This is a genomic window from Mucilaginibacter rubeus (assembly GCF_014643835.1).
Taxonomy (GTDB): Bacteria; Bacteroidota; Bacteroidia; order Sphingobacteriales; family Sphingobacteriaceae; genus Mucilaginibacter; species Mucilaginibacter rubeus.
In genome coordinates this window covers 367,308-379,431 of sequence record NZ_BMKD01000003.1, presented here as the reverse complement: position 1 = coordinate 379,431, position 12,124 = coordinate 367,308, and the positions used below count along the sequence as shown (strand labels likewise).

At 43.9% G+C, this 12,124-nt stretch carries 13 protein-coding genes; 6 read left to right on the top strand and 7 right to left on the bottom strand.

Annotated features, from left to right (window positions below; genetic code table 11):
• Positions 1-105: 105 nt before the first annotated feature.
• Both pgmB and IEX80_RS11875 read right to left on the bottom strand, forming a co-directional pair.
• Positions 106-756 carry a beta-phosphoglucomutase gene (gene pgmB, locus IEX80_RS11880; RefSeq protein WP_188833024.1) on the bottom strand — a complete coding sequence of 217 codons (651 nt, stop codon included), beginning with the start codon at positions 754-756 and terminating at the stop codon, positions 106-108.
• 44 nt (positions 757-800) lie between these two features.
• Positions 801-2,663 carry a glycoside hydrolase family 13 protein gene (locus tag IEX80_RS11875; RefSeq protein WP_188833023.1) on the bottom strand — a complete coding sequence of 621 codons (1,863 nt, stop codon included), beginning with the start codon at positions 2,661-2,663 and terminating at the stop codon, positions 801-803.
• 347 nt (positions 2,664-3,010) lie between these two features.
• Between IEX80_RS11875 and IEX80_RS11870 the strand changes: the two genes are divergently transcribed.
• Positions 3,011-3,370, top strand: a complete 360-nt coding sequence (locus IEX80_RS11870) for a hypothetical protein (protein WP_188833022.1) — start codon at positions 3,011-3,013, stop codon at positions 3,368-3,370.
• Between the two features lie 129 nt (positions 3,371-3,499).
• On the top strand, positions 3,500-4,030 hold the full coding sequence (locus tag IEX80_RS11865; RefSeq protein ID WP_129569350.1) for a ferritin: 531 nt from the start codon (positions 3,500-3,502) through the stop codon (positions 4,028-4,030).
• A gap of 231 nt (positions 4,031-4,261) precedes the next feature.
• Here the strand turns inward: IEX80_RS11865 and IEX80_RS11860 are convergent, their stop codons facing one another.
• From IEX80_RS11860 to IEX80_RS11850, 3 genes are all read right to left on the bottom strand, one after another.
• Positions 4,262-5,107 carry an SDR family NAD(P)-dependent oxidoreductase gene (locus tag IEX80_RS11860; RefSeq protein ID WP_090532034.1) on the bottom strand — a complete coding sequence of 282 codons (846 nt, stop codon included), beginning with the start codon at positions 5,105-5,107 and terminating at the stop codon, positions 4,262-4,264.
• An 85-nt stretch (positions 5,108-5,192) separates the two neighbouring features.
• Complete coding sequence (locus IEX80_RS11855) at positions 5,193-6,137, bottom strand: helix-turn-helix domain-containing protein (protein ID WP_188833021.1); 945 nt, start codon at positions 6,135-6,137, stop codon at positions 5,193-5,195.
• 105 nt (positions 6,138-6,242) lie between these two features.
• The gene (locus IEX80_RS11850) at positions 6,243-6,503 is read right to left on the bottom strand and encodes a (2Fe-2S) ferredoxin domain-containing protein (protein ID WP_090531477.1); all 261 of its coding nucleotides are present in this window, start codon (positions 6,501-6,503) and stop codon (positions 6,243-6,245) included.
• A gap of 251 nt (positions 6,504-6,754) precedes the next feature.
• On the opposite strand from IEX80_RS11850, the gene IEX80_RS11845 reads away from it, so the two are divergent.
• The 4 genes from IEX80_RS11845 (at position 6,755) to IEX80_RS27790 (ending at position 10,666) form a co-directional block, all read left to right on the top strand.
• The gene (locus IEX80_RS11845) at positions 6,755-7,105 is read left to right on the top strand and encodes a VOC family protein (RefSeq protein ID WP_090531475.1); all 351 of its coding nucleotides are present in this window, start codon (positions 6,755-6,757) and stop codon (positions 7,103-7,105) included.
• 167 nt (positions 7,106-7,272) lie between these two features.
• Complete coding sequence (locus IEX80_RS11840; RefSeq protein WP_090531473.1) at positions 7,273-7,851, top strand: thermonuclease family protein; 579 nt, start codon at positions 7,273-7,275, stop codon at positions 7,849-7,851.
• A gap of 33 nt (positions 7,852-7,884) precedes the next feature.
• Positions 7,885-10,320, top strand: coding sequence for a penicillin acylase family protein (locus IEX80_RS11835; RefSeq protein WP_188833020.1), 2,436 nt, complete (start codon positions 7,885-7,887; stop codon positions 10,318-10,320).
• Between the two features lie 7 nt (positions 10,321-10,327).
• Entirely contained in the window at positions 10,328-10,666 is a 339-nt protein-coding gene (locus tag IEX80_RS27790; RefSeq protein ID WP_208102615.1) for a hypothetical protein, read from the top strand.
• Between the two features lie 53 nt (positions 10,667-10,719).
• On the opposite strand, the gene IEX80_RS11820 is transcribed toward IEX80_RS27790, so the two are convergent.
• Entirely contained in the window at positions 10,720-11,397 is a 678-nt protein-coding gene (locus tag IEX80_RS11820; protein WP_188833018.1) for a lipid-binding SYLF domain-containing protein, read from the bottom strand.
• A 93-nt stretch (positions 11,398-11,490) separates the two neighbouring features.
• Positions 11,491-11,970, bottom strand: coding sequence for a DUF1203 domain-containing protein (locus IEX80_RS11815; protein ID WP_188833017.1), 480 nt, complete (start codon positions 11,968-11,970; stop codon positions 11,491-11,493).
• Positions 11,971-12,124: the final 154 nt, after the last annotated feature.

Here is a 12,124-nt window from a genome sequence, read left to right as displayed (position 1 = left end):
TTGCGAGGGACGAAGCAATCGCGAACTGTACAGGGCGTGCATACAAAGCCGCTCTGCCTATCGGGGGTTGCTTCGTTCCTCGCAATGACGATTCATTTAATATCATTACAACTTATACAATTTATCCAGTGTCATTTCATCCAAACCCTTAATAACCAGGTTGGCGCCTTTCAGTACATCCGGTGAACCGATGCCTACCACTTTCATATCACCGGCAATGGCCGCTTCAACGCCTGCAATGGCATCTTCAAAAACCACACATTCTTCGGGCAGCACGCCGAGGGCTTGTGCACCAGCCAAAAACACTTCCGGATCGGGCTTGGCTTTGCTTACCTTGTTGCCATCAATCACCGCGTCAAACATATCGGTGATGCCAATTTTTTCTAATATTGTCATGGAATTTTTGCTGGCCGAACCTAATGCGGTTTTAAGGCCCACCTTTCGGCAGGTTGTCAAAAATTCTTTAGCTCCGGGCAAAATCTCTTCAGGTTTCATCTGGTTCACCATTTCCATATACCAGGCATTTTTTTGGGTGGCCAGTTGCTCCTGCTCAGCTTCGGTTTTGGTAACGCCGCCCCAACCTAATATCAGTTGCAGCGAACGTACACGGCTTACACCTTTCAGTTGCTCGTTCTGATGCTCGGTAAAATCAAAACCGAGCGAGTTGGCCAGCCTTTTCCAGGCTTTATAGTGATAAACGGCAGTATCAACAATTACACCGTCGAGGTCAAAAATACAAGCTTTTATAGTATTCATTTTTTTGGGTAAAACACAGGGAATTAGTCCCCTAAGATATTATTTTAATGGGTAACACCGGGTATTAATTCTAATACTAAAGTTGTCTTAGCCGGTATGGTCAGCTTATCCAAACCAATCACCTCATCCGTTAGTACATTCTTGGCTTTTTTGGCATCTCCAATGCGCTCAAAATATCGTGCAGTGGTGGTTTCCTGGTCTTTTTCGCTGCTGTTGAACATGATCATTACCGTTTTTTGAGCATCGTACCTGAAATAAACATAAATGCCATTTTCGGGTACAAACTGCATCATTTTGCCGGTTTGCAAAGCGGTAGCGCCTTTGCGGTAATTAGCCAGCTTGCTCACGTAGTTAAAGGCATCGTTCTCTTTTTTATCGCGGCCTTCGGCAGTAAACTTATTTTGTTTATCACCGGCCCATCCTCCCGGGAAATCCTCGCGCACTAAGCCATCGGGATTAGAATAATTTTTCATCAGGATCTCATCGCCATAATACATTTGCGGTACACCACGCATGGTAAGCAGCATAGCCATTGCCGATTTGTATTTTGTAATATCTTCGCCTACCACGGATAGTAAACGGCTCATATCATGGTTATCCATAAATATAGTATTGCGGGTAGCGTCCTGGTACAAAAAGTCCTGTGCTATTACGGAGTATAAGCGGCCAACGCCGTCTGTCCAGCCATCTTTTCCATTAATAGCTTCGTAAATAGCATCTTTTAAAACAGCATCTGTTACGCCGGGAAGCTGGGTATCAAAGCCACGGTTAACGGTATTACCCTGTGTAAAAAATGCCTGGTTAGCAGCCGACCATACCAGCGTTTCGCCAAATATGGAAAGCTTCGGAAACTCTGCCTTAACATCTTTTGCCCATTTGGCCATGTAAACCGGCTCGTTATAAGGGTAGGTATCCAGCCTGAAGCCATCGATACCTGCATACTCCACCCACCAGATGTGGTTTTGGGTAAGATAGTTTTGCACGTAAGCGTTGTTCTGGTTCAAATCGGCCATACGATGGTCAAACCAACCATCCTGCATCAATTTCCGGTCCATCGGCGAAGCATGTGGGTCCATCACTGCCGCGTCGCGGAAGTTTGATTTGGTATAGACTGGCCATTGGTGTACCCAACTTTTCATTGGCATATCCTGTATCAGGTAACCTTCGGTACCGACGTGGTTATGCACCAGGTCTTTAATGACTTTTAAACCCATGCTATGGCATTTTTCAACAAACTTTTTGTACAGATCGTTAGTACCGTAACGGGGGTCGATCTTATAATAATCGGTAACCGCATAGCCATGATATGACGCGCTGGGCTCATCGTTTTCAATTTCGGGGGTAAGCCAGATGGCGGTCACACCTAAATTTTTCAGATAATCAAGGTGGTTCATGATGCCCTGCAGGTCGCCTCCATGACGACTGAACATGGAATCGCGGTGGATGCCGCGCTCGCGCAGGTTATCAAATGAGTCGTTGGCTGCATCGCCATTGCTAAACCTGTCGGGCATAATCAGATAGATCAGGTCTTTACTTGTAACACCCTGTATCCTACCCGCAGACTTATCGCGCTTGTTGAGCGTATAACTGTAAGTAAGATCCTTTTCACCGGCTTTTTTAAATTTTATCGGGAACGTTCCCGGAATAGCTGATGAAAAAATTTGCAGGTCGACAAATAAATAATTTGAATTTTCGACTTTATGCACTGCTTTAAGCTTAACGCCGGGATAGCTTAAAGATACGCTGCGCGATGCGATGTTGCTGCCATGAACCACCAGTTGCAGGTTAGGATTGCTCATGCCAACCCACCATGACATAGGCTCAATGCGCTCAAGTGCAGGCATTTGTGCCTTTACACCCAAAGCAGCCAGCAAGCAGCATAAGGTGGATAGTAAGGTTTTTCTCATATAAAAAATGATAAAAGGATAATTGGTTGGGTTACAGAAAGCCTGCAACCACGTTCCAAATTTATAATAAAATTAATTGCTTGTATGAAAAAAAATAATTCACGCTAATTATTTCGAATTAGAGCGAATTACACGAATTTGCTTATCCATCATAATTTGTCGAGCCCGAAGCATTCGTACTAATAAATTCCCATACTAATTTGGCTAATTAAATTACATTAATGCCTCTACGCAATAATTCATGTAATTCGATTAAATTGTATTGAACATGCAAGACATTCGTGTTGAAATTATTTTCTATCTTTATTTGGATTGATTACAAATAATACCAATATTTGCAACGTTATATGATTGCGACCACCGAACTAACTTTATGGACCGACGTTTTCAGCACCAAAACAGGTGCCGTTTACCAATGCGATGCGGAGCGTTGCTGGTATGTCGATTTCGCCGGTAAGGTTGCCCGGTTTGATCATCGCAATTTCTTAAAATTACGCAAAGCGGTTTATGCCATCGACATTGAGCAAAAGTTGCTGAACACCACTACCGATCCTGACGTGGAGATCATTTTCATCTGCGCCTGCGACCATTGTTATGTACTTTCACTGGCTCAGATCATCAGCCTGAGAGAGCTTTTAGAAGGTACTTTTGTAATGCTGGAACTCAACCACATTATCCACGACCGCCTTTACAGCAACTCACTGTAATTAGACTAATTATCAACACAATTTAGATTAATTTCATATTGTCTTTAAATTAAACTAATATGTCTTTACCGCATTATTATTGTATATAATTTCCTGCAATAAGACATATAACATTAATTTATCAAGACCATGAAAGACCTACTCCGCATAAAAAGCCTGATATCATCAGATATCGAAGCGCTTTTAAATCAGCAAGTTAAAAAAGAAGCATTTTCGTCGTCAGCATATTTGGCCATGGCATCATGGTGCAATCGCAACGGTTATGATTTTTCATCCGAATATTTTTTCAAACAAGCCGAAGAGGAGCGCCATCACCAGCTAAAATTTTATAAATATATCCTTGATATGGGCGGCAATGCTGTATCACCTGAGGTAACCGGCATTAAACAGGAATATAATTCATTCCGCGAAGTGTTTGAAGACGCCCTCGACCAGGAAATCAGCGTTACCAACGCTATCAAAAACATATATGCGCGCTGCATGAAAGAACAGGATTTTGTTACTATGGAGTTCCTGAACTGGTTCCTGAAAGAACAACGCGAAGAAGAATACAAAGCCCGCCGCGCCCTCGAACTGTTTGAGGTTATCGGCGAAGAAGGTACCGGCAGATGGCAGATTGACAAGCACGTTGGTCAGATAAAATATGATAGTGAGGCTTAAGCCCCACCCTGCCCCCTCCAGAAGGAGAGGTTTCCAACCAAAATGCCTTTCGATAAAAGAAAGGCATTTGTTTTAACATCTTATTTTAAGGAGACTGGATCGTAAATCAAATGATGCGGTTTTTTTTGTTTTGGTGGCTCTTTCCTTTTCATATGATACCTTCGGCATTACCCTGCAAACACAAAAAAACCGGCGATTGCTGGCCGGCTTTTTATAAGGTCGAAAAAAAGCTTATTTTCTGAAATCGGTCGATTTGCTGATATTCTCGAAAGCAGCCAGGTCTTTCTGAACGGCTTCGATCTTGTTTTGCGCCATAGCGAATGAATCTGAACCCAGGAATAAGTGCAGCGGGCGCTCTCCCATTTCAGCCACCTTGATGAAGGCTAAAGCCGCATTTTCGGGGTCGCCGGGTTGGTTGCCGATCACTTGTTCGTTGTGGATCACTTCCAGGTCGCGGGCTTCCTTATAGTCATTGATCGGGTTTACTGCGGTGCGCAATGAGCCTTGCAGCAGGAAATTGGTCTTGAAATAGCCGGGATAAACGATGGTGGCAGTTACGCCCAGTGATTTTGCTTCAGCCGAAAGCGCTTCGGTAAAGCCGGCAACCGCGAATTTGGTGGCGTTGTATATACCCCATCCGGGGAAAGTGCCCAGGAAACCGGCTATTGAAGAGATATTAAAGAATGCACCTGATTTCCTGGCGCGAAATATCGGCATTACGTTACGGATCACATTTAGCGAACCGAATACGTTGACGTCGAAGTTTTTGCGGGCTTCGTCGTCGGACAGTTCCTCCAATGTGCCGAGCTGCCCGTAACCGGCGTTATTCACAACTACATCGATCGTGCCTAATTTAGCAACTATCGCAGTAACCGCTTCGGCTACACTGTTATTGTCGGTCAGGTTCACCTGCAGCGGAAGAAAATCATCGCCACTGTAGCCCACCTCGGTACGTAAGGCTTCTGCATCCCTTGAAGTAGCCGCTACCTTGTAGCCTTCAGTTAACAACCGTTTTACTAAACTTAAACCTAATCCTTTTGAGGCTCCTGTAACGAACCATACTTTCTGTGTTTTCATTTTCTTGATCATTAATTGTATGGTACAAAATTGCGCAGGAAGGCCCTGAAGGCACTTATTCGAATCACAGGAAAATTTGTGAGTTTCAAATATGAGTGGAAACAGCCGCATTTCTGCGGAATTCTGAAGGGGAAACAAGGGCCTTTTTCTTGAATAGGGAGGTAAAGGCGGCCTGGCCGGAGAAGCCCAGCCCATCGCTGATCTCATTGATACCCCAGTCGGTTTGCACGAGTAAGGATTTGGCCTCATGGATCAGACGATCCTGTATATGTTCCCGCAGGGTTTTTCCTGTCTGATTGCGAACAAGGGAATTCAGATAATTGGGGTGCACATGCAGTTGGTCTGCAAATTCAGCCGCCGTTTTAAGCTTAACGTAGGAGTCGCGTTCCTGTACCTGAAAGGATGATTCCAGTAAGGATAAGAAACGGTAGATATAGCTATAACCTTCCGAAGCCTTCGTGCGAATCAGGTTCTTGCCAGCGCGCCGGCTTTCGAGCAACAGCATCTGCAACTGTAATAAAATCGCCTGCTTTTTATCGTCGCTGTTACCGCGGTCTTCCCGGTGCATCGTTTCGAAATAACCGTTGATCGTGGCCGACTGTTCGTCGGTCAGTTGGATCACCGCCTTATCAGTCTCAAAGTTCGGGAACTGCCGGAACAACTGAAGCACATGGTCGGCTTCGAGCCCGAAGTAGTTCGGATGGATCAGGCAGAAATGTCCACCTGTCTCTGCTGAGGTGGTTTGCCAGGACATGATCTCGTCGGGGTGGAGAAAAGCGATCTCATTCCGCCTCATTTCGTAGCGGTGAAGGCCGATGGTCAAAACTCCGGTGCCCCGGGTCATATGGAAGATCTTGTAAAATTTACGACGGTGCGGCGATATATAATCCTTAATCGGGTAAGTGTCCCGGTTTTGAATGACAAAGTATTGCGAATCAACCGGGTAATGCTCTACGTTGAGCAATGGCTGCTGGTAGTTGTCCGCTGCGAAAGTTTCCAATGGCATACGGGGAATCGTTGAATTTTCCATGGGCCCGGGGTAATGTAATTTGATTCGCACAAAATTAGTGAATTTTAACAGTGCTGTCCAAGCCTGACAAAGCCGGGGCTCATGATACAGCATCTTTGGAAGAAGTCACTCAATCAGATCCATCAACTTCAACACCTCTTTAGGGTGATATTCTTTCAACCAGGTGTTGCCGGGCTGGATACTGCACACAGGAGCATATTTACACCTGTCAGTGCATTCGGTTTCAATTACCTCCAACTCTTCGGGGGCGTGATGATGTTTAATGTACGATTTTGCGATCTTGTACATTTCCTTACCGCCTCGTTTTCCGCATTTGCTGCCTACGCATACGTACAACACTTTATCAGGTATGGTAAATTTGCTCATAATGGCAATTATTAAGAATATGTTAATAATCAGCAAAGTTAATGCTTTAATGTCCCAATCGTATCTGAACCGGGATTTAATTGGATTTACAAGATTGAAAGGGCTTTATTACAGTGCCGCTGTCCAATTCGATACGCATACATCGACATGGTGCCGATGCCAATTTTTTTTAATTGTATATTTTAAAAGATAAATTTGAAATTTAATGTAGGGGTTAAGCCAACCCATTAGCATTAAACAAAGCTAAGTATATGAAAGCAATTGAAATTATCTCCATCCCAGTAACCGACCAGCAGGCAGCCAAAGCGTTTTACCTAAAAATTGGTTTTGAAATATTAGTTGAAGCTAACTTTGAAAAACAAACCTGGATCCAGATGGCATTTCCGGGCTCGCCTGTTTCCATCACCCTGGTAAACTGGTTCCCGGAAATGCCTGCAGGTAGTGTACGCGGCCTTGTAATTAAAACCGACGACCTGGATAAAGATATAGCAGACCTTAAAGCCAAAGGCCTTGAAGTAGGCAATGTTGACACAACCCCATGGGGCCGCTTTGCCACTGTTAAGGATCCCGACGGAAATGCGTTGAGCCTGCATGCGAAATAATTTCAGATGCGCAAATATGCAAATTTTGAATGCGCAGATTATTTGTTAGATAAGCTCATCAAATCTATCTGCACATCTGAAATCTGCACATCTATAAATTCATCTGCATATTTGCGCATTTGAAATCTGCACATCTATAAATTCATCCAAAATCCGCACATTAATATATGACATTTAAAAAGTACTCTGCCCTACTTCTCCTCATATTACTTATAATTGCCGGTTGTAATCCCAATAATACCAAACAACCCGATGCCAGTGTTTATAAAGTTGTGAAAATAAAAGATGGTGATACTTTGGGTTTGCTTACCGGCGATAACCAGCAGATTACTGTGAGGCTTGCCGAAATTGACTGCCCTGAAAAATCGCAGGCCTTTGGACAGGCAGCTAAAAAATTCACTTCCGATCTGTGTTTTGGTAAAGAGGTGAGATTAATTGGCAACGAGCATGATCGCTATGGCCGTACTGTTGCGCAGGTAGTACTTATCGATGGCACCAATGTAAATTATGCGCTGGTAAAAAATGGCTACGCATGGCAGTATAAAGCCTATTCCAAAAACACCGAACTGGCTGCTCTGGAACAACAGGCCCGCGAAGATAAACTTGGTTTATGGCAGGATGCCAATCCTACCCCGCCCTGGGATTTTCGCCGGGAAAAGAAACAACCTAAGACAGACTCACTTCAAACTCCTAAACCTAAAAAACATTATCGCAAGCGTAAGCCAAGACTTGAATATGCAGCCTAAATGGTTAACTTTAGGGGCATCATCATCCAAGCAATGAAGTTTACCAAAGCATTCATATCTATCTTTTTCACATTACTGCTCATTTGGGCACTGCAAACTAAAATAAGCCTCGTTCCACCATTAGGAAAATTCCTGAGCCCTGCTGATGGTTTTTGGCAAAATGCCGAAAGCAAGCACATTTTGCCAACGCTCGACCTGAAACTTAAAGGCTTACAGGGCAAGGTTACCATTAAATTTGATGAGAATCATATCCCGCACATTTTCGCACAGAACGAGCACGACCTGTACTTTGCCCAGGGATATATGACCGCAACCGACCGTCTTTGGCAAATGGATATCCAAACCCGGCAGGCAGCAGGCAGGCTGGCTGAAGTTATTGGCCCCAAAGTATTGGATATTGACCGCTATCACCGCCGCATGGGAATGGTTTACGGCGCCGAAAAAACAATAAAGGCAATGATGGCCGATCCAGTAGTGCGCAACATGATCCTGGCGTATACCGATGGCATCAACAGTTATATCCATCAGCTAAGCCCGAGGAGTTACCCCATAGAATTTAAACTCCTGAACTACGCCCCCGAAGACTGGAAACCTATCAACTGCGCCTTTTTGCTTAAGCTAATGTCGGAAACATTGGCCGGCGGCTCAAACGAATTTGCCATGACCAATATCCTGCGCAAATTTGGCCCGGCCACTACAAATGATCTTTTTCCCGATTATCCTATGCACGAAGATCCCATCATCCCCACAGGGACAAAATGGGATTATTTTAAACCACTGCCCATTCCCAAACCATCTGCTAATTTTTTAGCCGGCATGGCAGATAGTACAAATACTAAACCCCGTGTTGAAGGTATCGGCAGCAATAACTGGGCTGTAGCGGGCAGTAAAACAGCAAGCGGGTATCCTATTTTAGCTAATGACCCGCATCTTAACCTCACACTACCTTCTATCTGGTACCAGGTACAGCTTTCGGCGCCGGGTATGAATGTTTATGGCGTATCATTACCGGGTGCGCCCTGTGTTATTTTAGGTTTTAACAATAACATCAGCTGGGGTATTACCAATGTTGATGCCGACGTATTGGACTGGTACCAGGAAAAATTCAGGGATACCAAAATGGAGGAATACTGGTACAACAACAAATGGAATAAAACTACCCGCCGTGTTGAAAAAATTGAAGTACTTGGTCAAAAACCGGTTTATGATACAGTAGTTTATACGCATCATGGCCCGGTTGTGTATCAAAACAATGCTCAAAAAGCCGATGGCCCTGATTTTGTTCCGGTTGGGCATTCTTTAAGGTGGATAGCGCACGAATCATCCAACGAACTGATGGCTATGTACCTGCTTAATACAGGCAAAAAATATAACGATTACCGCAAGGCGCTTACCTTTTTCAGCGCCCCTGCTTCAAATTTTGTTTTTGCCAGTAAAGACGATATCGCCATAACGCCAAACGGTAAATATCCGCTTAAATACAAAGACCAGGGGAAATTTATTTTAGATGGAACCGATCCTGCCGACGACTGGCATGGTTGGGTACCATTTGAGCAGGATCCCACCATTAAAAATCCGCCTCGGGGATTTGTAAGCTCAGCCAATCAGTCGTCAACAGATCCGTCTTATCCTTATTATATCAACTGGTCATTTGCACCCTATGAACGCGGTAAACGCATTAATGACAGACTTTCCGTTATGACCAAAGCCACCGTTGATAGTATGCGCATCCTCCAAACAGATGTTTACAGTATCCGGGCACAGGACATTTTACCAACCCTACTTAAATATATCGACCCAACCAAACTTAATGCTGCACAACTTAGTGCTTACGATCAAATCAATAAGTGGGACAAAAATTTTACGCCGAATTCAATAGGTGCCACTGTATTTTCCAACTGGTGGTCGCAATTGTACAATGCTGTGTGGGGGGATGATTTTGCAGATAAAACCCTGCAAAACAATTTTCCTTCTGTAGATCGCACAGAAAAGCTACTGCTTAATGAGCCAACTTCCAAATGGTTTGATGACATCCGCACACCGGCAAAGGAAACCGCGGCGGACATCGTTAATAAAGCTTTTGCAGCTGCGGTAAAGGAAATTACCGACAGATGTGGTAAACCCGGAGCAAACTGGCAATGGGGTAAATTTAAAAAAATGGAGATAGCGAGCCTTTCCCGCCAACCGGCTTTTGGTTCGGGTAATTTTGAATCGGGTGGCACAGCATCAACAGTTAATGCCCTTCATGACGGCCATGGCCCTTCATGGCGTATGGTGGTGCAAATGGGTCCCAAAGTAAAAGGTTACGGTATTTTTCCCGGCGGCGAATCAGGTAATCCCGGCAGTTTTTTCTATAACGATATGTTCAAAACCTGGAATGAGGGGAAGTTAAAAGAACTGCTTTTCATGCAATCAGTAAATGAACAGTCACCACGCATTAAATCAACTTATACATTAACCGGTAAATAATAGCACTATGTTGTTCTTCATCATACTTATACTTTCATTTGCCAGCGGATATTTTTTACCCTGGTGGATAGTTGCCGTCATATCATTTTTAACGGCCCTTTTTATTGGCACAACAGCAAAAAGTTCTTTCTGGCAAGCCTTTATAGCGGTTTTGATGGTGTGGATAGTACTGGCTCTCTTTAAAAGCATACCCAATGACCATATCATGGCTACAAGGATAGCCCACTTATTTCATCTGCCTGGCTGGGGCTATATATTAGCTGTAACCGGCATTTTAGGAGGCTTAGTAGGTGGAATGTCGGCACTGTCCGGACTACTGCTTAAACGGGCATTTCAAAAGCATTAAAACAAAAATACCCGGAACTTAGCCGGGTATTTTTGTTTATCAGCGCATTGTTTTTAAAACGCGGTCAATGTTTCTTTTAATGTTTTAACCGCCTCGGTATTGCTGCTTGCCTGCGCAAAAATATCCTGCGAGGTGGCTTTGGCTCCATAATAAGCAGCATTTGAATCCTTATCAATGCCCAGGTTTGAGCCATTGATAGTTATCCCGGCAAACAAACCACGGCTGCGTGAGTATGAGTAAACCTCGGCCTGCAGCTTATAATCGGTACTTGCAGTCGAACTGCGGCCAACAGGACCGGCTGCTGCAGAAATATCGCCACCAATAGTAAAATCGCCATTCTTGACTTTGGTTAATACACCTTTATGGCGGAACACCAGTACCAGGTCAACGGATTGTACGCCGATTTGTAAGCCAAAGCTACCGCCTGTTAAGGTAACAAACACCGGATCACTCCATTTGCCATTACCCAGTTTCACCATGGCTACGCCTTTACCACGTTTACCGCCAATGCCAAATCCGGCATTGATGAGTTTGGGGATGATAACAATGCCTTCGTATTCTTCCAATAGCTGATGCGGGATGCTTTCTTTCATCTTGGCAAACTCTTTCAACACATTTGACGAATTATGGATGCGTTCTGTCTGCTTGCTGTCATCGGCCGGTTTTGCCGATATCATTACAAAAAAGAGACCTAACAAAACCGGGAGTCTCAAGAATTTTAATGTTTTCATGGGGATGGATGATTAATATTATTAATTATATATTCAATACTTAACTAACCCCCAAAACACGTACTTGTTTTTTAATTTTATGTAATAGGAACGTCAAACACGCTCAATTTTGCATATAAAACAACATGCCTGGGCATTTCTGGCATGCAAATATTCAACATTATCATTTTCGGCAAATATTTCGCTAATTAATTCATCAACATCGGCATCACCAACAGGCCGGGTTAAAACCATTTGCTGCGCTTTGCTGTAACCTATGAGCGACAGCGGGAAACTCTTTTTATTAGCCTTAATCTCCGGCGGGAAACGATAAATATCGCTGTACTCCTCCACATCTTCAGCGTGAATAAAAATAGGTCCCGGCTGGTTATAGGCATTTTCGATTTCAAAAGGCGAGTGCTTTAGCAACAGGCGTTTATCAACATTAGGTTCAAAGGGTTTAAGTGAAACCCGGCATGGCCCAAGCCCGGTAGCCAGTTGCTCAACCACTTCGCCTCCAAAATCGTCGGTCATGGTTGTCCTTACTTTTTCGGCGAATGATTTTGATAGCGGTACAATTTTAAATGTATTCATGATAATTATTTTTTAGATAGATCAAAGTTCGCGCGATAAACAAAGCGTTTCAACCCGAAACTTGCGAAGTTTATCTGAACCTTGATTTATAGAATTGAAGGATTCATCGGATGCCAATAAATAGTTCGAAAGTAAATCCGTTGATCCCAAAAAT

Bases quoted from the DNA above. Each gene is read 5' to 3' on its own strand.
- IEX80_RS11850 (WP_090531477.1), bottom strand. From the start codon at position 6,503: ATGAGCAAATTTACCATACCTGATAAAGTGTTGTACGTATGCGTAGGC.
- IEX80_RS11820 (WP_188833018.1), bottom strand. From the start codon at position 11,397: ATGAAAACATTAAAATTCTTGAGACTCCCGGTTTTGTTAGGTCTCTTT.
- IEX80_RS11835 (WP_188833020.1), top strand. From the start codon at position 7,885: ATGAAGTTTACCAAAGCATTCATATCTATCTTTTTCACATTACTGCTC.
- IEX80_RS11865 (WP_129569350.1), top strand. From the start codon at position 3,500: ATGAAAGACCTACTCCGCATAAAAAGCCTGATATCATCAGATATCGAA.
- pgmB (WP_188833024.1), bottom strand. From the start codon at position 756: ATGAATACTATAAAAGCTTGTATTTTTGACCTCGACGGTGTAATTGTT.
- IEX80_RS11855 (WP_188833021.1), bottom strand. From the start codon at position 6,137: ATGGAAAATTCAACGATTCCCCGTATGCCATTGGAAACTTTCGCAGCG.
- IEX80_RS11875 (WP_188833023.1), bottom strand. From the start codon at position 2,663: ATGAGAAAAACCTTACTATCCACCTTATGCTGCTTGCTGGCTGCTTTG.
- IEX80_RS27790 (WP_208102615.1), top strand. From the start codon at position 10,328: ATGTTGTTCTTCATCATACTTATACTTTCATTTGCCAGCGGATATTTT.
- IEX80_RS11860 (WP_090532034.1), bottom strand. From the start codon at position 5,107: ATGAAAACACAGAAAGTATGGTTCGTTACAGGAGCCTCAAAAGGATTA.
- IEX80_RS11815 (WP_188833017.1), bottom strand. From the start codon at position 11,970: ATGAATACATTTAAAATTGTACCGCTATCAAAATCATTCGCCGAAAAA.
- IEX80_RS11845 (WP_090531475.1), top strand. From the start codon at position 6,755: ATGAAAGCAATTGAAATTATCTCCATCCCAGTAACCGACCAGCAGGCA.
- IEX80_RS11840 (WP_090531473.1), top strand. From the start codon at position 7,273: ATGACATTTAAAAAGTACTCTGCCCTACTTCTCCTCATATTACTTATA.
- IEX80_RS11870 (WP_188833022.1), top strand. From the start codon at position 3,011: ATGATTGCGACCACCGAACTAACTTTATGGACCGACGTTTTCAGCACC.